This window comes from Arthrobacter sp. TE12232, assembly GCF_054062615.1.
Genome location: NZ_JBSSFK010000001.1, coordinates 4,487,769 through 4,505,623, shown reverse-complemented (window position 1 = coordinate 4,505,623; position 17,855 = coordinate 4,487,769). Strand labels below are relative to the sequence as shown.

Annotated in this window: 14 protein-coding genes; 6 read left to right on the top strand and 8 right to left on the bottom strand. The window is 67.2% G+C overall.

The annotated features are described in order from the left end of the window. Positions 1-8: 8 nt before the first annotated feature. Positions 9-950: an alkaline phosphatase family protein gene (locus ACVWZ7_RS20130; RefSeq protein WP_237563547.1), complete on the bottom strand. Its 942-nt coding sequence runs from the start codon at positions 948-950 to the stop codon at positions 9-11. Between the two features lie 438 nt (positions 951-1,388). On the opposite strand from ACVWZ7_RS20130, the gene ACVWZ7_RS20125 reads away from it, so the two are divergent. Then, the gene (locus ACVWZ7_RS20125) at positions 1,389-2,426 is read left to right on the top strand and encodes an isopenicillin N synthase family dioxygenase (protein ID WP_344367568.1); all 1,038 of its coding nucleotides are present in this window, start codon (positions 1,389-1,391) and stop codon (positions 2,424-2,426) included. Positions 2,427-2,471: 45 nt separating this feature from the next. Here the strand turns inward: ACVWZ7_RS20125 and ACVWZ7_RS20120 are convergent, their stop codons facing one another. From ACVWZ7_RS20120 to ACVWZ7_RS20110, 3 genes are read right to left on the bottom strand one after another with little or no spacing between them, the layout of a single operon-like run. Then, positions 2,472-2,939, bottom strand: coding sequence for an SRPBCC family protein (locus ACVWZ7_RS20120; protein ID WP_116768291.1), 468 nt, complete (start codon positions 2,937-2,939; stop codon positions 2,472-2,474). A gap of 48 nt (positions 2,940-2,987) precedes the next feature. Continuing rightward, the gene (locus tag ACVWZ7_RS20115; protein WP_456508900.1) at positions 2,988-4,670 is read right to left on the bottom strand and encodes a DUF5671 domain-containing protein; all 1,683 of its coding nucleotides are present in this window, start codon (positions 4,668-4,670) and stop codon (positions 2,988-2,990) included. Continuing rightward, a complete protein-coding gene (locus ACVWZ7_RS20110) occupies positions 4,667-5,200 on the bottom strand; it encodes a hypothetical protein (protein ID WP_456508899.1) in 534 nt (177 codons plus the stop codon). The genes ACVWZ7_RS20115 and ACVWZ7_RS20110 overlap by 4 nt, the downstream gene beginning before the upstream one ends. 104 nt (positions 5,201-5,304) lie before the next feature. Between ACVWZ7_RS20110 and ACVWZ7_RS20105 the strand changes: the two genes are divergently transcribed. After that, positions 5,305-6,759 (top strand): DUF5129 domain-containing protein, encoded by a 1,455-nt coding sequence (locus ACVWZ7_RS20105; protein WP_116768293.1) that lies wholly within the window; start codon positions 5,305-5,307, stop codon positions 6,757-6,759. Positions 6,760-6,807: 48 nt separating this feature from the next. Here the strand turns inward: ACVWZ7_RS20105 and ACVWZ7_RS20100 are convergent, their stop codons facing one another. Next, positions 6,808-7,002, bottom strand: a complete 195-nt coding sequence (locus ACVWZ7_RS20100) for a DUF1918 domain-containing protein (protein ID WP_456508898.1) — start codon at positions 7,000-7,002, stop codon at positions 6,808-6,810. A 269-nt stretch (positions 7,003-7,271) separates the two neighbouring features. On the opposite strand from ACVWZ7_RS20100, the gene ACVWZ7_RS20095 reads away from it, so the two are divergent. Genes ACVWZ7_RS20095 through ACVWZ7_RS20080 form a run of 4 tightly spaced genes read left to right on the top strand, consistent with a single transcriptional unit; the run spans position 7,272 to position 14,958 of the window. Then, positions 7,272-10,418, top strand: a complete 3,147-nt coding sequence (locus ACVWZ7_RS20095; RefSeq protein WP_456508897.1) for an efflux RND transporter permease subunit — start codon at positions 7,272-7,274, stop codon at positions 10,416-10,418. Further along, positions 10,415-10,885: an efflux RND transporter periplasmic adaptor subunit gene (locus tag ACVWZ7_RS20090; RefSeq protein WP_344367563.1), complete on the top strand. Its 471-nt coding sequence runs from the start codon at positions 10,415-10,417 to the stop codon at positions 10,883-10,885. The genes ACVWZ7_RS20095 and ACVWZ7_RS20090 overlap by 4 nt, the downstream gene beginning before the upstream one ends. Before the next feature lies 1 nt (position 10,886). Further along, the gene (locus ACVWZ7_RS20085) at positions 10,887-14,027 is read left to right on the top strand and encodes an efflux RND transporter permease subunit (RefSeq protein ID WP_456508896.1); all 3,141 of its coding nucleotides are present in this window, start codon (positions 10,887-10,889) and stop codon (positions 14,025-14,027) included. A 43-nt stretch (positions 14,028-14,070) separates the two neighbouring features. After that, entirely contained in the window at positions 14,071-14,958 is an 888-nt protein-coding gene (locus ACVWZ7_RS20080; RefSeq protein WP_456508895.1) for a hypothetical protein, read from the top strand. 13 nt (positions 14,959-14,971) lie between these two features. Here ACVWZ7_RS20080 and ACVWZ7_RS20075 read toward each other — a convergent pair whose 3' ends face one another. The 3 genes from ACVWZ7_RS20075 to ACVWZ7_RS20065 all read right to left on the bottom strand — a co-directional run bounded on the left by ACVWZ7_RS20075 (position 14,972) and on the right by ACVWZ7_RS20065 (position 17,693). Then, a complete protein-coding gene (locus ACVWZ7_RS20075) occupies positions 14,972-16,141 on the bottom strand; it encodes a serine hydrolase (protein ID WP_456508894.1) in 1,170 nt (389 codons plus the stop codon). A gap of 149 nt (positions 16,142-16,290) precedes the next feature. After that, positions 16,291-17,496, bottom strand: a complete 1,206-nt coding sequence (locus ACVWZ7_RS20070) for a type II toxin-antitoxin system HipA family toxin (protein WP_456508893.1) — start codon at positions 17,494-17,496, stop codon at positions 16,291-16,293. Beyond that, complete coding sequence (locus tag ACVWZ7_RS20065) at positions 17,496-17,693, bottom strand: helix-turn-helix transcriptional regulator (protein WP_344367558.1); 198 nt, start codon at positions 17,691-17,693, stop codon at positions 17,496-17,498. Before ACVWZ7_RS20065 ends, ACVWZ7_RS20070 begins: the two co-directional genes overlap by 1 nt. Positions 17,694-17,855 lie beyond the last annotated feature (162 nt).

Sequence of the window (17,855 nt, the reverse complement as noted above, 5' to 3'; positions counted from 1 at the left end):
CGCCGCCGCTAGGAGCCGGCGTTGAAGACGTCCGCGCCAAAACTGTTCAGGCCCGGCGCCCCGGCATAACCGAGCCGCGGCAGCGAGAAGGCGTCTTCGATGCTGGCCAGGAGGCTGAAGTGGTTGTACGCCTGATCCGACGTCGTGCCGCCCTTGGTGAACGGCGAGATGACCAGCGCACCGATCTTGCCGCCGGCCGTCCCGCCCGGCAGCAGGGCTGACGGTCCTACCGTCTTTCCCTCGGTTTCATCGAAGGTGATGACCAGCATCCCGTCCTGTTTGAACGCCGGGGAGTCCAGGATCGCCGGGACCTGCTGGCTCAGCCAGCTGTCAGCGGCCGCCAGCCCGCCGGCGCTGCCATCGACGCAGGGGCTATCGTGGCCGTCGTTGCACAGATTCGGCGAGATGTAGGCCAAATTGGGTGTGGTGTCGACGGACTGGAGGTCACCGGCAAGCTGGCTGAAGTCCACCACGTTGCTCTGGCAGTCCGGGGTCGAGGTGATGGACTCGAAATACACGAACGGATTATGCCGGGTCGCGTACTGGTCGCCCACCTTGGCACCCTGGCTGGTGTCCTTCGCGCCGAGCTTGGGATGCCGACATGGCGTCCCCATGTCCTCCATGTACCCCTTCCACGTCTTGCCGGCGGCGCTGAGCTGTCCGGCGACCGTGGGGACCGATGCCGGATACACGCAGCCGGTTCCCTCCACCTGCCCCAGCGCGGCCGTCCCCGTTTGCTTGAAAGCGACGTACGTGGGGCAGTCGTCGCGGGTCATGGCGTTGGATGCCTGGCCGGAGATCTGGGCCAGGTAGTTCGGGTTCGAGTTGTGGGCGATTCCGTAGTACTCGGACAGCAGGACGCCCTGGCTGCGGAGCGTCTGGGAGAGATAGGTGGCCTCAGAACCGGCACCCCACACCTTGTTGTAGCCCTTGTTCTCGAGGTTGATCACGAACACATGCCCCGGTTTTGAGCCCGCCTGCGCCGAGGCAGAGCCCCCGGACGTGGCGCCGGGGCTGCTGGTGCCCGCTGACGCGCCGGTACTCGGCGTGGCACTAGGCGTGCCGGATCCCGTTCCCGGGCTGCCACCGGGCGGCGAGGGCTGACACGCTGCTGCTGACAGCACCAGGACTGCTGCAACAAGCAGCCGCGCGGCGATTCGACGTTGAGCTTTCGTGGCGTTCCGGCGCATGGATTCCGGCTTTCTCGTTAACCCGATCAGCGTGGCATTGGCAACCCTCGTTGTTGAACTCTTACACACCGCGATCAAGAAAGCCCGCGAGGAGCCTAGGCAATAGCTGGGAACCGGCACCGCCAATTCGGCTGGCGTCCGGGCAACCGGAACCGGCCTACCGTTCAGTAGGGGATGCCGTGGTGGTAGTTTGCAAGCATGAACGCACCATCGGATTCGATTCCGTTGCTGGATCTCAGTGCAGCCAGAGGGCGGGACGGCACTTTTGACCCGGCGTTTATTGAAGCCTTGCGCGATGCTTCGCACCGGGTGGGCTTCTTCCAGCTCACGGGCTACGGGGCCACTCCCGGCGAGGTGGACGAACTGTTCGACGTCACCCGGCGGTTCTTCGAGCTTCCGCTTGAGTCCAGGCTGGAACTGGACAACCGGCTCTCACCGCATTTCCGCGGCTACACGCGGTTGGGCCACGAAGTCACCCGGGGGCGGCCGGACGCCCGTGAACAGCTCGATTTTGGACCGGAGCGCCCCGCCGTCGAGGGCTACCCGCCGGATCAGCCGTATTGGCTGGTGCAGGGGCCCAACCTGATGCCGGACCGCGCGCTGCCTGAGCTGCGGAGCGTGTGCATGGCCTGGGCGGACCGCATGTCACGGATCGGCGCAGAACTGCTGAGCGCCATCGCCGTGTCCTTGGAACTGCCGGAAGACTACTTCGACGAACCGTTCCGGGACTCGCCGGCCTGGATGGCCAAGCTCGTCCACTATGTCGGCGGCGTCGTCGCCGATGCCGGTCCCCAGGGGGTCGGCGCCCATGCGGACTACGGCTTCGTCACCTTGCTGCTTCAGGACGAGGTCGGCGGCCTGCAGGTGCTCCCGCCGGGCAGCGACAACTGGATTCCGGTGGAGCCGGTTCAGGGGGCCCTGGTGGTCAACCTCGGAGAAATGCTCGAAGTCGCGACCCAGGGCTACCTGGCGGCCACCATCCACCGCGTCGAGGCGCCCCCGCCCGGCGTCGACCGCTACACGGTCCCGTTCTTCTGGTCGCCCCGGCTCGACGCCGTCATAGATCCGGTGCCCCTCCCGCCCGCGCTCGCGGCCCGGTCCCGGGGGATCACCGATGACCCGGACAACCCGATGCTCGCATCCTACGGCGCCAACGTGCTCAAGGGCTGGCTGCGCGCCCACCCGGAGGTCGCCCGGATCCATCACCCCGAACTGGTCCCGACCACCGGGTCCTGAACTGCCCCGGCGGCGGGGCAACGTCACCGGGCGGGGCTTCCCTGCTCAGGCCTTTGGCTGTGCGGCAGCCGTGGCGAGCGCGGCGAGCCCCTTCTCGAAGTCTGCACCAACCATCTTGTCCATGTTCATGAAGAGGGCGAAGACCTTGCCGATGCCCTTGTTCTCCCCGGTCATGGTCCACGTGACCTGAGTGCCGCTGCCCGACGGCGTGAAAGTGAACGTGGTGGGGTTGACGGCCTTGAAGGGCTTGGTGAACTCCAAGCGGATCTTGATGCTGCGTGGCGCGGCGGCGTCCACGATCTCCATGGTGCCGGAGCCGGCCTTCCGGTTGCCGCTCCAGGCGTACTTGGCGCCGACGCCGGATTCGACGCCGGAATAGCTGCGCTCCATGGCAGGGTCAACAGACTCCCACGGCGACCACTTGGTCCATTCGTGGAAGTCGTCGACCAGCGGAAAGATGTCCTCTGCCGGTGCGGGAATGACTGCGCTGCGCGTAACTTCAAAGGTAGACATGCCGCCATCCTAGGGCGTGGCCGGCCCCACCTGACGCAGGACAGGCGGTCAGCCTTGCAACGGGATGACGTCGATCCCCCCGTGCTGATCCGCAACCACCAGAACCCGGGCCGCTGACACGCCGTGCAGTGCCGCCGCCAGCTGCTCTTCCTGCGCCGCGCCGGCCTCCTGGAGTGGCCCGGGCGGGCCGCCGGGAAGTGCAGGCACGCCGGTCAGGTCAGCAGCCCTGGCGTCCGCCCGCGTCCAGACGGTGACCGCTGCCCCCGTGACCTCGCTGATGACGCGGCGCAAGGCCGCGGAATCCGGTCCGGCCACCAGGATCACGTGGCCGATCGTTCGCGGACGGACCGGACCGACCGTGGCGAGGACGGCCCGGTCCTGCCTCCATACCGCGAAGTGGTAGCCGAACACGAGCCCGGTGGCGACCAGGAGCCCCAGCGGGGCGCGGATCCGGTCTATGAGGCTTCCGCCGCTGACATCGCTCAGGAAGAACTCGAACAGCCGGAACCCGATCACCAGCAGGGTGACCACCGCAACGACGGCGCTCAGGCCGAACACGGCGACCAGGTAGATCCGCCGGGCGTTCAGTCCGGCGCCGGTTGCTGTGCCTGTCCCCGCAGCCTGCTCCAGCGGACGCCATGCGAGCCACCAGACAGGCCCGCCCACCAGGAGGGAGCTGATTCCCCCGAGCAGGAGCGTCCGCGCCCCGGCGCCGGCCAGCGGCGTCGCCGTCATGGCCAGGACCGAATTCACGATCACGCCGATCCCCGACGCCGCCGCGACCAGCGCGACGCCGGAGGTCACGAGCCTGCCGCCCTGAAGGGTGGTTTCCGAGCGCCCGCTCGCGATGTTGCGGTGGTAAACCCAGACGAGGCAACCGATGGCAGCCGCCGCCACGGCGGGAGCGAGGGGCTCCAGCAACAGCTCCAGCGCTTCGGTACGGTCAAACAGCAGGCGAAGGGCCACAAAGAGTGCCACCCCGGACCCGGCCAGGGTGAGGATGCCGGCGCCGAGCACCCCGACGGTGATGAGTGCGACGTCAGCCAGCCCGGTGCGCAGCCGCCGGCCGCCGTCGTGCTTCCAGTGCCACCACCAGACGGCGGTTCCGCCGACGGCCCAAACCAGGGACTGCAGCGCCGACACCCACCATGGCTTGCCCACCGATGCCTCAACCGCGGCGCCCCGCAGGGCGGCATCCAGAAGGGTGGACAGGGCCGAGACGGCGCCGCCGACGCCCAGCACGAGCCCCAGCACCGAGCCGAGCACCGTGGGGACCTCGGCCAGCTCGGCCGGACCCTTCCGGGGATGGCGCCACATCCACCGGTGCCAGACCCAGACCGCCGCCCACACCAGTCCCGTGGCCAGCGACAGCCGCCACTCCTGGCCCGGGCCGCCGATCAGCGAGGACAGCGTGTTGATCAGATTGGTGGACGCGATCAGCAGGGCAACCAGGTAGGCGCCGGTCACATAGAGGCCCCACCCGACGGCGGACCGTTCCTCCGGGTCCTCGAGCCGCCGCCAGACCACCCACCACAAGACGGCCGCGAGCGGGCCGCCGATGAGGGCGAAGGCCAGCGAGCGCGCCAGCCCCGCGACATCGTCCACGGCCAGTTCCGTTCCCGTCACGAACAGGCGGCCCAGCAGTCCGCCGAGCCCGACGGTGGCGATCACCACCAGCGCGAACAGCAGCGCGTAGGTGATCAGCCGGCGCACTGTCCGTTGGGCGCTCATTGCTTCACCTGCCCGGGACACACCGTCAGCTGCCAGGGTGCGTTGTCGATCTGCCAGCCGTTCCCCGACCGGACGAGGTCAAAGACGTCCTCCACCTGGTATTCAGCACTGCCGAACGGCCCGCCCGGCTCGGACACGGTGATGAGCACCCGCACGTCGGCTGACTGCGGCCGCTCGGTGGTGGAGACCAGCGTGACACGCAGGTTCTGCGCGGCCCGACGGGCCTCGCTGTTGCACTTGCTCCGGGCGGCCGGGGTCAAGTAGGCGGACGCGGCCGCCTCATCCCCGGCAATAACAGCGGCGGCATAGCGCTGCACGACGCCGGCGGGCGTCGACTCGGCCAGCGGCGCCGGTTCTCCGCGGGTCAGGACGACAGCCAGGGCAACGATCACAATCACCGCGATCGCGACCATGATGGCCAGCAGGGTCCGGTCGGGCCTGGCGGGGCGCGCCGGACCGGGCTTCGTTTCCTCCGGTTCTGGTTCTCCTGGAGGTCGTTCGGGCTGGGATCCTTCCGGCGGAGAACTCATGCCGCAAGTATGGACGCCGGGCCGGTGCGCGGTCATGGTGTCTTTCGTCCCGTTCCCGCGGCGGTTGCATCGACGCGGCCGGGGCCACCCACTACGCTCGGAAAATGGGAATCATGCGCAATGCCCTCGCCGCTGTGCTCCTGCTCATGGTCGGACTGCTCGGCGGAGCCGCCGCGGCGCTCGCCGTGACACCGACCGCCGTCGTGGTTGAGGACCGCGCCGGGGTCCTGGACCAAAACACGCTCCTGCCGGCGGTGCGGTCCACCGAGTTCTATCAGCCCACCAAGGTTGCGATCTACACATACAACGGCACGGCCGCGGACAACCTGAACGAGGAAGTCCTGAGGTTCGCCCGCGCCGAACATCCCGAATGGATCAGTCCCGACGGGCAGAAGTGGGCGGACGGGCTGTTCATTTTTGCCCTGGACCCGGTCGGCCGGCATGTCGGGACCTACATGGGTGAGGACCGCAAGGTCTCCCCCGAACAGCGCGAGGACATCCAGAACGCCTCCAAGGAACTGTTCCGCGATGCCCAGTGGACTGACGGCACCATTGCCGGGGTCCGCCGCGGCGCCGAACTCATCAACCAGCCATGGTACCGGTCCACGGCTTTCGTTGCCTCGGCCTGGCTGACGGTGACCGCCGCGGTCTGCGGCGCGGCAGCATGGCTGATCGTCCGGTGGCGGACCAGGGTGTCCTGCCGGAAGGAACTCGCGCGGGGCGACGCCAGCTACGCGAACGTCAGCATGGACCTGCAGGTCACCGAGCTCAACGCCAGCACCATCCCCGAATCCTCGCGGTACGGCAGCACGGTCCTGGAAAAACACCGCACGTTCATGAACCGCTACAACATGGCCACCGAGCTTTCCAATCAGGTGCATGCCCTCAGCCGCCGGGACCTTAGCCGCCGGCCCAACCTCAAACTGATCCGGAACTACGCCGACGCGGCGGCGGAACTGGACGTGCTGGACGACGTGATTGCCGATACCAATGCCCTGCTCAACCGCGGAGCATCCTGGCCGGCCGCCTGGGACCACCAGCTCGCACCCTTCCGCAGCGACCTGAACGGCCTGGAAGAGATGCTCAGCCAGCGCCGTGCCGAGGGATCCTCAGCGACGGCGGCTGCCCTGCGGTCCTTTCGCGATGAAAGCCGCAGCGACCTTGAACGCTGGTCATCGGAACTGGCCGACGGCTCCATCACGCCCGAGACGGCGCTGGACCGGTTGCGTGATGCCCGGACCCGGCTGTCCGAACTGCTGAAGCAGCACGCCGATACCGTGATCGGGGCCTACGCCCGCAACGAGAAGGAGGCCGGGCTCATGCGCAAGGACATGGAGAGCGCCCAGGCCGGGACCAAAGCCAGGTACGGCCGCTCCTACGAGCCGAGCATCCTCGGCACCGTGTATCCGTCCTACTACTTCTTCTCGGTGCCGAGCTTCAATTCCGGCTTCAGCACCGGCGTCAGCAGCGTCAGCACCGCCCGCGGCGGCGGAGCCACCACCGGGTACGGATCCAGCGGCGGCAGCTTTTCCGGTTCCGGGAGCTCGTCGGGTTTCTAGGGCGGAGCGTCCTGGGGCCCAGTTCCCGGCGCCCTCCGAAGGTGCCTTTTAGGGCCCGTTCCCGGCCCGTTCGACGACGAAATCCCCGCCGGGGAACATGATCGTCTCGTGGCCGTCGTCGAATCTGACGTGGTACGGGGGCGCCCCATCGGCTCCCTTGACCTCAAGGATCAGACCGTGCCGGTCCGTGGACTCCACCGTGGTCCCACGGATGATGATGCGGTCTCCTGCGGCTGCATTCATGGCGGTCACCTGCATTTCTATTGACGCCTGTGTGCCCGAAGATCATTATTGCTCTTGACGGCTGGGGGGCGCTATGGCCTTGAACCAAGGAGCCGCGCCGTGCGAAGCAAACAGGCAATTTGGCAAACAGGAAAAGCCTCAAAAACCCTTTTCCCGGTGATCGGTTTCGCGGCGGGGCCACTCCACGTCCCCGGATACAGACGACGCCGACGACTCGACCCTGATTCCCCTGATGTGTGCACTCCTGTGGAGCCTGCGCGGTACCGGCCATGATGGGTGCAATCCTCCGCTGGGTCTTGCAGTTCCGGCTGTTGGTCCTCGCCGCGGCGGCGGGAATCCTGGCCCTCGGGCTCACCAGCCTGCCGGGCATGTCCGTGGACGCCTTTCCGGAATTCGCCCCGCCGCAGGTGGAAATCCAGACTGAAGCCTTGGGACTCTCGGCCGCCGAGGTTGAGCAGCTCATCACCTCGCCCATGGAAGCCGACCTGCTGAACGGCGTTGCCTGGGTGGAGGCGATCCGGTCCAAGTCCGTGCCGGGCCTTTCCTCAATCCAGATGGTCTTCAAGCCAGGGACCGACCTCTTCCGCGCTCGCCAGCTGGTCTCCGAACGGCTGACCCAGGCACGCGCACTCCCCAACGTGTCGGCGGCGCCCGTGCTGATGCAGCCGCTGTCCTCGACGAGCCGGGTCATGATGATCCGGCTGACCTCCAAAGACATGTCGGCCATCGACATGTCAGTGCTGGCCCGCTGGACCATGAAGCCCGGGCTCCTGGCCGTGCCCGGCGTCGCGAACGTGGCGATCTGGGGCCTGCGGGACCAACAACTTCAAGTCCTGGTGGATCCGGCGCAGCTCCAGGCCAAGGGGGTTACGCTGGACGAGGTCATCAAGACGACGGGCAACTCAGTGTGGGTTTCGCCGCTGAGCTACCTGGAGGCATCCACACCGGGCACCGGCGGCTTCTTCGAGACGGGCCACCAGCGGATCGGTGTTCAGCATGTCCTGCCGATCACCACGCCGGAGGATCTGGGCCAGGTTCCCATCGAGGGGGCCGGCGGCAATCTCCTGCTCAAGGACGTGGCCACCGTGGCCACGGACCACCAGCCGCTGATCGGCGACGCCCTGCTGAGCCGGGACGCCGAGTTGCTGCTGGTCATCGAGAAATTCCCCGAGACAAACACGATGGACGTGACCCGCGGCGTTGACGAGGCACTCCGCGCGCTCCAGCCAGGCCTGCCAGGAGTCACCATCGATACCAGCGTGTACCGGCAGGCCTCATTTATCGACAACGAGGTCGGGACGCTCGGCATCGCTCTGCTCATTACTCTCCTGCTGATCGTTGCCTTGTTCGGCGTCTTCTTCCGTTCCTGGCGCACGGCCCTGATCAGCCTCATCACCATTCCGGTGTCGCTGACCGCGGCGGCGCTGGTGCTCGACTGGCGCGGCACCGGGATGAACACCATGGTCCTGGCCGGCATGGTGCTGGCCCTGGCGGTCATCGTGGGCGATGTCGCGGAGGACCTCAACGGCCTTGCCCGGGCACGGCGCCAGCAGGCACAGGACCGGCAACCGGGCGATTCAGTGATCCCGGCGGCCCTGCGGGCTGTCCGCACGCCGATCCTCTACTCGCTGCTGATCATGGCGTTGGCTGTCATGCCTGCGCTCTTCATTTCCGGTGAGAACGGCGCCCTCTTCGGGCCTTTGGTGGAGAGCTACCTGATCGCCCTGGTTGTCTCGATGATCATCGCGATCACCGTCACTGCTGCCCTGGCATTCGTCCTTCCTGTCGGTTCCAACGCGCCGGAGCGCCGGTCGCTAAGGCGGCTCGAAGGCGCGTACGGCCGGCTCGTGACGCGCCTGGCGGGGAAGACACGGTGGGTGTTCGCCGCCGCGGCGGTGGTGGCACTGGCCGGACTTGCACTCGTTCCCCAGCTGGCCGGGAGCAATCCCGTCGTGCCGGTGCTGGCGGACAAGACCCTGGTGGTGCACTGGAACGCGAGTGCCGGCACCTCCGACCAGGAAATGAGCCGGGTCACCGCGGCAGCAGCCGCAGAGCTGCGCGCCCTCCCTGGCGTGGCCAACGTCGGTGGGCACGTCGGGCGGGCCATCACCTCCGATCAGGTCGGCGACGTCAGCTCCGGCGAGCTGTGGGTGACCGTGGCCGACGACGCCTCCTACGCCGACACGGCCGCCGCCGTCGACCGGGTGATCGCAGGATATCCGGGCCTGACAAGCAAGATCTCCACCTACCCCCAGGAGCGCATCGACCAGATCCGGGAAGAGGCGGACAGCGGCTTTGCCGTCCGGGTCTTCGGACTCGACCCGGCGATCCTGCGGCAGAAGGCGGCGGAGGTGCAACAGCTGCTGGAGCAAACGGCCGGAGTCGTTAACCCCCATGTCGACCTGCCGGCCGAACAGCCGATCGCCGAGGTCAAGGTGGACCTCGCCGCCGCCCAAAAGGCCGGCGTCGTCCCCGGCGACGTCCGGCGTGCGGCCGCCGCACTGCTGCAGGGCATTGAAGTCGGGAACCTCTACGAACAGCAGAAAGTCTTCTCGGTCATCGTGAAAGGGACTGCAGCCACCCGCAACAGCCTGGACAGCGTCCGCGACCTGATCATCGACACCCCCAATGGCGGACATGCCCGCCTCGGCGACATCGCGCAAGTGACCATGGTCGGGAACGAGTCCGTCATCCTGCACGATGACACGTCGCGGCGCATCGACGTCAAAGCCGAGATCCAGGGGCGCCCCCTGGGCGACATCCAGCGCGACATCGACGCAAGCTTGCAGAAGATGCAGTTCCCGATGTCGTACCACGCGGAAATCCTCACTCAATACGCCCAGCAGCAGAGCAATTACCAGTGGCTCTGGCTCCTCGCGGCAGTTGCCGCGGCCGGCATCCTGGTCCTGCTGCAAACGGCGACGGGAAGCTGGCGGCTTGCCGCACCGCTCTTCCTGGGTCTGATCCTCGCGCTGTCCGGCGGCGTGCTGGCCGCCCAGGCCACGGGCGGGGTCAACTCGCTGGTCGCTCTGGTCGCCTTCGCCGCCGTCCTGGGGATCGCCGTCCGCGGCGCCCTCCTGTTGACGGGCCACGTCCGGAGCCTGCGTGCCGGGGACGCCACTGCACCGTGGCCTGCCCTGGTGGTCCGCGGGACCCGGGAGAGGCTCGGCCCCGTGCTGATATCGACCCTGATATCGGGCCTGGCGCTGTTGCCCCTGGTCCTCTTCGGGGGCGTCGTCGGAACGGAGATCATCCAGCCGCTCGCCGTAATCATCTGGGGCGGCCTGCTGACAACGCTTTTCTTCACCCTGCTAGTTGTGCCCGCCGTGCTGCTCAGATTCGAGCCGAAGCCGGCACCCGGCGCACAGACCAGCCAGGGCTCCGCTGCACGGACGGAAAGTCAGGATGCATCATGAATTCGACACCTTCGCAGCAGCGGGGCACCAAGGTTGCGTCATTCATCATCGGGGCGTTTGTGACGGCGTTGACGGCACTCAGCGTCGTCGGCTGCAGCCCGACGCCGGCAGCCGCCCCGGCCGACGGCGACCCTGCGGTCGTTGCCGAAGTGCCCGGCACGGACCTGCACCGGCTGACCCTCACCGAACACGCCGTCCAACGCGTCGGAATCGAAACCGCCGCGACGGCCACGGATCCCCAGACCAAGAAGCTCACCGTCCCCTACGGGGCCGTAATCTATGACAGCACGGGCAAGACGTGGGTGTACACCAACCCCGAGCCCCGGGTCTACATCCGCCAGCCCATCACGGTCGAACGCATCAACGGCGACGTCGCCGTCCTGACGGAGGGGCCTCCGGCCGGCACCGTAGTGGTCACGACGGGGGCCGAGGAACTCTTCGGCGCTGAATTCGACACGGCCCACTGACATGCGCTGGCTCATCGGGATCAGCCTCCGATTCAGGACGGTCGTCGTCGCCCTCGCGTGCGCCGTAATGCTGCTTGGTTCCCTGCAGTTGAGTGCCGCGTCCGTGGATGTCTTCCCCGAATTCGCCCCGCCCCGCGTGGAAATCCAGACCGCGTGCCTGGGGTTGACCGCCCAGGAAGTCGAAGAGCTCGTCAGCGTGCCGATCGAGGCCGCCGTGAGCGGCATGCCGGGTCTGGACGAGCTGCGGTCAAAGTCCGTGCCGCAATTGTCGTCGATCGTGCTGGTTTTCCACCAGGGCACGGACCTGCTCAACGCCCGCCAGCTGGTGTCGGAACGGATGGCCTCGGTAACCGCGGCGCTGCCCACCTGGGCGGCCCCACCGGTGATGCTGCAGCCGCTGTCCTCGACCAGCCGGGTCATGAAGATCGGGATGACATCCCAAGAGCACTCGCTCATCGAAATGTCGATGCTGTCCTACTGGACGATCCGGGCCCGGCTGCTGCGGGTACCCGGCGTGGCCAACGTGGCCATCTGGGGTGAGCGGCTCCAGATGCTGCAGGTGCAGGTTGAACCTGACAAGCTCAAGGCCCAGAACGTCTCCCTCAACCAGGTTATGGAAGTCACCGCCGGCGCCCTGGACGCCGGCCTGCTGAAATACTCGCCCGGACGGTTCATCGGAACAGGCGGCTTCATCGACAGCCCCACCCAGAGGATGGGCATCCGTCACGTCCAGCCCATCCAGACCCCTGCAGACCTGGCCCAGGTGACCATTCGGGAAAAGGACGGGGTGGCACTGCATCTGGGCGATGTGGCCCAGGTCGTGGAGGACCATCAGCCGCTCATTGGTGACGCCGTGATCAACAACGGCCACGGGCTCATGCTGATCGTCGAGAAGCTGCCCTGGGGCAACACCCTGGATGTGACCAAGGGCGTAGAGGAGGCCCTGCACGAACTGCAGCCGGGCCTGAGCGGCATTAACTTCGACACCACGATCTTCCGCCCCGCCAGCTTCGTTGAGGAGGCGATCTCCAACCTCAGTGTCGCGCTGCTGCTGGGCTGCCTGCTGGTCGTCATGATCCTCGTCGCGTTCCTCTTCCAATGGCGCACGGCATTGATCAGCCTCATCGCCATTCCGCTGTCCCTGCTCACAGCCGCACTGGTGCTGTATTTCACGTCCAGTTCGATCAACACGATGGTCCTGGCGGGGCTGGTGATCGCCGTCGGCGTCGTGGTCGATGACGCGATCATCGACGTCGAGAACATCATGCGCCGGCTCCGACAGCACCGCGCCGCGGGCGGTGACGAATCCGCGTCGTCGGTGGTCCTGCGGGCCTCGCTCGAGATGCGGAGCCCGATCGTGTACGCGACGCTGATCATCGTGGTCGCGGCCGTGCCGATCTTCTTCCTGGACGGGCTCACGGGCGTCTTCTTCCGCCCGCTCGCCGTCGCCTACACCCTGGCTGTCCTCGCTTCCATGCTCGTGGCGCTGACTGTCACACCGGCCCTGGCGCTGATCCTTCTGGGCAACGCCAAACTCGAGGAACGCGACCCTCCCCTGGTGCGGGTGCTCAAACGCGGCTACCACGCCGCCCTGTCCAAGACCATGAACAGGCCCCGGTACGGCTACGCCGGCTTTGGGGTGCTGGCGGTGGTGGGCCTGGTCATCGCTCCCCTGATGGGCTCGTCCCTGTTCCCCACCTTCAAGGAACGGGACTTCCTGATGCACTGGGTCTCGCAGCCGGGAACCTCTGCCGCGGAGGAATACCGGATCGCGCAGCGTGGCTGCGAGGAATTCCTCAAGGTCCCCGGCGTCCTGAACTGCGGGACGCACATTGGGCAGGCGTTCGCCGCGGACGAGATCGTCGGTGTCAATGCCGGCGAACACTGGATCAGCATCGACCGCCACGCCGATTACGACAAGACGGTCGCCGCCATCCAGGAAGTGGTTGACGGCTACCCGGGACTGCACCGCGACGTCCAAACATATCTGAAGGAGCGCATCGAAGAGGTCATCACCGGCGCCAGCGAGCCCATCCTGGTCCGTGTGTACGGGGACGATTTGAACGTGCTGCGGGAACAGGCGCAGCGGGTCAAGGCCATCTTGGACGGGATCCAGGGCACCGAAGACGCGCATGTCTCCCTTGAAGTGGAGGTCCCCCAGATCGCCGTCACGGTCAATCTGGCCGCGGCGCAAAAGTACGGGCTCAAGCCCGGCGACGTCCGGCGTGCTGCCGCGACGCTCGTGGCGGGCGAGGAAGTCGGGGACGTTTTCCGCGACGGCCGGGCCTACGACGTCCAGGTCTGGAGCACCCCGGCGACCCGGGCCAGCGTCACCAGCATTGAAGACCTGCCCATCGACACGCCGAGCGGACAGCGGGTGCGCCTGGCCGACGTCGCGAACGTGAGCCTGGTGCCGACGCCGAACCAGATCGACCGCACCAACGGCTCCCGCCGCGTGGAAGTGGGATCGTTCCTGGCCCAGGGGGCGGACTTGGGAAGGGTGGTCGGCGCGCTGCAGTCGCGGCTGGAAAGCCTGGATCTGCCGACCGGCTACAGCGTGCAGCTGCTTGGCGAGTACACCGAACGCGAAGCGGCAACGAACCGCTTGATGATTTTCTCCGCGGCGGCGCTTGCCGTGATCCTTCTGCTGCTGCAGGCGTCCTTCCGGAGCTGGCGGCTGGCCGTGCTGTCGCTGCTGACGCTGCCGGTAGCCCTGGTGGGCGGCGTCATAGCCGCCTACATGACCGGCGGTGTCCTGTCCCTCGGGTCCCTCGTTGGCTTCCTCACCGTGATGGGGATAGCTGCCCGCAATGGCATCCTGCTGATCAACCACTGCCAGTATCTGGAAATGCATGAGGGCGAGACCTTCGGCCGTCCTCTGGTGATGCGCGGGGCGGCGGAGCGGCTCTCGCCGATCCTCATGACCACCCTGGCCACCGGGCTGGCACTGGTGCCCCTGGTCGTCATGGGCAACATCCCCGGCCATGAAATTGAACACCCCATGGCCGTCGTCATCCTGGGCGGCCTGGTCACCTCCACCCTGCTCAATCTGTTCATCGTTCCCTCTCTCTATCTCCGGTTCGCCAAATCCAAGAAGACACGTCAGAAGGAACGCGCGGCCGCCGGCCCGGCGACCGTTTGAACCCGGCTACGGGCCGGCCTGGAACCCCGCAAAGGAATGTCCGATGTTGCACAAGAACATTGCCGTAGTCAGTTGCCTCCTGGCGTTGCCGCTGTCCCTCCTCACGGCCGGTGCAGCGGAGGCCGGCACCGCACCCGCGCCGGCCCGCGCCTCGACCGCGACAGACTGCGGACCGGGTTCGCTGCCCGACTTCAACGCCGGAAACTTCCCCCACGAGCCTACGGTGGACAACACTTGGCTTCCCATGAAGCCGGGAACCCGCTCCGAGTTCACTGGCACCGTCAAGGACCTCACCACGAGTCCGCCGGAGGTCCACACGCACCGCGTGGTGTCGATCGTGACGGGACTGACAAAGGAGATCGACGGAGTCCGCACGGTGGTCCTGTGGGACCGCGATTACTCGGACGGAGTCCTTGGGGAATCCGAACTGGCCTTCTTCGCGCAGACCGAAAAGGGAGCCGTCTGGCTCCTGGGTGAGTACCCGGAGGAGTTCGACGCCGGAAAGTTTACCGGCGCCCCGAACACGTTCGTCTCGGGAGTCGACAAGGCACGGGCAGGCATCGCCATGTTGGCGCACCCCGCAAAAGGATTTGGACCCTATACGCAGGCGTCAGCGCCCTCGATTGGTTTCCTGGACTGCGCCCAGGTGGTCAGCCGGAAAGCCAATATCCTGAAGATCGACGAATTCAACCCGCTGGACGGGGCGTCTGTCGGCCACCAGCAAAAGTACTACCGCGCCGGCGTGGGGAGCTTCAAAGTCACGGCGTCCAGCGGGGACAGCCAGGAGTTCCTCAACCTCGTCTCGACCACGATGCTTGATGCGGCCGCCCTGGCGGCCGTCAACAAGCGTGCGCTGGCCCAGGATCGCCACGGCTATACGGTCAGTCCTGACGTCTACGGCACCACCGAAAAGGCCTGCACCGGTTCCTAACAGCCATCATTGCTCAGAACAACGCGGCGGTCACCGTCCGGGTGAGCTGCTGAATGATCGCCGTACGGGGGCCCATGTCCGAGTAGTCGCGGCCGCGCGTGTACACGACAAACACGAAGGCGCGGCCGTCCTTGTCCAGGACACTGGCATCATGCAGGTTTCCAAACAGCAGCCCGTACTTGTGGTGAACCCCTATGCCGGGCGGAACCGCGGGCGGGATCAGGGTCTCGTAATTGGTGTTCTGCATGTAAGACAACAGCTGGGCCGTGTTGCGCGCATTGAGCAGCTGCCCCGTGTAGAGCAGGTAGAGGGTCCGCGCCATCTCCTCCGGGGTCAGCAGGTTCACCGTGAAGTCGTAGCCGATCCCGATTGACGCGGCGTAAGCCGTCATCCGCTGCTGACCGACAGCCCGAAGTATCAGGAGCCATGAATCGTTATTGCTCTGCTGAACCATCTGGCGGATCTGGGCCCCCGCCGTCGAGGCGCCCAACGGGGCACTCAGCGAGGCGCGGCCGGTCTCGACGAGGTGGTAATAGGCCGACGCGGCAAGGATCTTGGCTGTACTGGCGGCGACAAAATTGCCCTGGACCCCGTAGCCGTGGACCACGCCGTCCGAGACATCGATCAACGACACCCCCAGTGCATACGCGCTGTTGGCCGCGATGATCGCGTTGATCCGGCCGCCCAGTTCGGGTGTGACCGTCGGGACCGTGACGGCAGCGACGGGCTCGTCGGCGATTTCCGGAGGCGTCGTGACGGAGGGGACGGCAGTCCCGGAGGCCGCGGGCGGCGTGACGGAGGGGGCGGCAGTCGCGGACGGGGCGGGGAGGGCCAGATCAGTGGTTTCCGGCCCGGTAGTTTCCGGCACGGTAGCTTCCGTCGCGGCCGCTTGGCTGGTGTCAGTGACTGCCGGCGTTGCCTGCGCCGTGAGCGGGGCCGTGACGGCGGTACCGGAAGCCGCAGCGGCCGCCGCGGCCGCGGGCTCAGCCGGCATCCCCGGCATCCCCGCCTGGCCGCTCGCGTAGACGCTGCCGGTCACCGCCAGGGCGACTGCGACGGCGGCCGCCGTCAGGTACTGCGGCCGGATCCTTCCCACCCGCCAGGCGAGGGGCCATGGCCCGGGCTTCGACCCGTCGGAGGCCCGGTGCCCGCCGGTCCCGTAATGACGCGCCGGCTCAGTCATCCCGAATTCCCCGGGGCATCTGTTCGAAAAACGTTCGCAGACATGTTTCTCCCTCGGACGGCGACTGACCGCTGTGGGGCACTAAAGTCCCTGCATTCTGCACCCTCCCCGGACCCCGCGCAAGAGCCTGGCCGTGGGAAAAGCTGCGATCAGCCGGTCAGCTCCCGCCGTCGAAATCCCAGTTCCCGCTGCGCACCGTGCAGCGGCGACCCGGTGAACGGCAGGTCCTCCAGCCTGACGGTGCCCGCGGCGGCGAGCGCGGTCCTGTTGGCCGAGGCCGCCGCTCGCGGGGGAAGGCCCAGCGTGGCGGCGAACTCTGCCCAGTGCCTCGCCTTGAGGTTCCTGGTCTTCCCCGAGACGGGCAGAGCGAGGGTTTCGTCGCCGTAGAGGAGGGTGCACGGGACGTCGAAGACCGGGGCGATGGTGCGTCCCGGTCGGTTCCCGAGGACGGCCAGGTTCTTGGCATGGAGGTCACCGTTGCCGGTCAGCCAGGCAAAGACGAACTGCAGGTAGAGGTTGCGGCTCGCGACCACCGGTGCCTTGCAGATCCCGGCCAGGGCCGCTGCCACCTGCTCCGAGCTGACGCCGTACTTCGCTGCCGGGGGCAGTCCCAGCACCTGGGTGCCGTCCTCCAGGGGAAGCCGGATCCAGTCGCCGGCCGGATTCCTGACGCGGTCGAACCGTTCCACCAGCAGGCCGGGGAGGCCGTTCCGGTCCGCGATGACCCGGCTCTTGGCCACAGGGATCTTCAGCGACTTCGCGGCGCGCAAATGAGCCGCCTCGTTGACCACCAGATGCGGATGTTCCGGCGGGTCCAGTTTGAGCACGTAGCGGTGCCCGCGCAGGGCGAGCGGCGTCGTCAGCATCGAGGCGCTGGTCTTCCGCTGGACCCCCGGCAGGCCGTGCAGGTCCACCGTGTTGGCCAGCACGGAAAAGTCGAGTTCCTCCGGCCGGGACGTGTCGGCCAGGGTGGGCGGTTCCGCCCGAGGGGCACCCGCGGGGACCACCTGAACATCCCCCGGCACGTCCGCCCCCACGGCCAGCAGGAGGGTGAGTTCGTCGTCGAAGCTGGTCTTGGTCGCGTTCTTCAAGACCGTGAGCCGGTGCCCCTCCGGCAGGAGTCCGGCGAAAAACGCCGGCAACGCCCCGGCAGTGCTCTCCACCGCTGCCGCGGACAGCGGGAGGGAGACAGCCACGGGAGGCAGGCCGGACGTGAGATAGTCCGGGAGATAGTCGAACCTCACCGCGCCGGAATCGGTCCGGCTCAGGTGTCCGGCCAAAATGCCGCTCTTATATACGTCCGCGGACCGGACGAACTTCAGGTCCTGCAGGTCCCCCGGCGCCAGGACCCCCATCACTGCACCGTCAGATGCAGGCCCAGGACATTGCTGACGGCGATGACGGCCTGCAGCGACGGGTTGCCGCTTCCCGTTTCGATGGATCGGACGGTGCGCACCGAAGTTCCCGCCAGGTGGGCCAGGTCCTCCTGCGTGATTCCGGCGTCCTTGCGGGCGCTCCGGATGCCCGCAGCCACTGACAAAACATCACTCATAGCCGCGCCTGCCTCCCGTATTCCCCGCACCGGAAGAGGCAGGATGCTGCCGCTTGGGCGGGTCGTGGCTCCCATCCTGCCTCAGTGGCCGCAATTCGGCAAGATCCTGCCGGATCGGCGGTGGGGCGGGGGCTGGACATGACCGAAACCCCCCAACCGGCA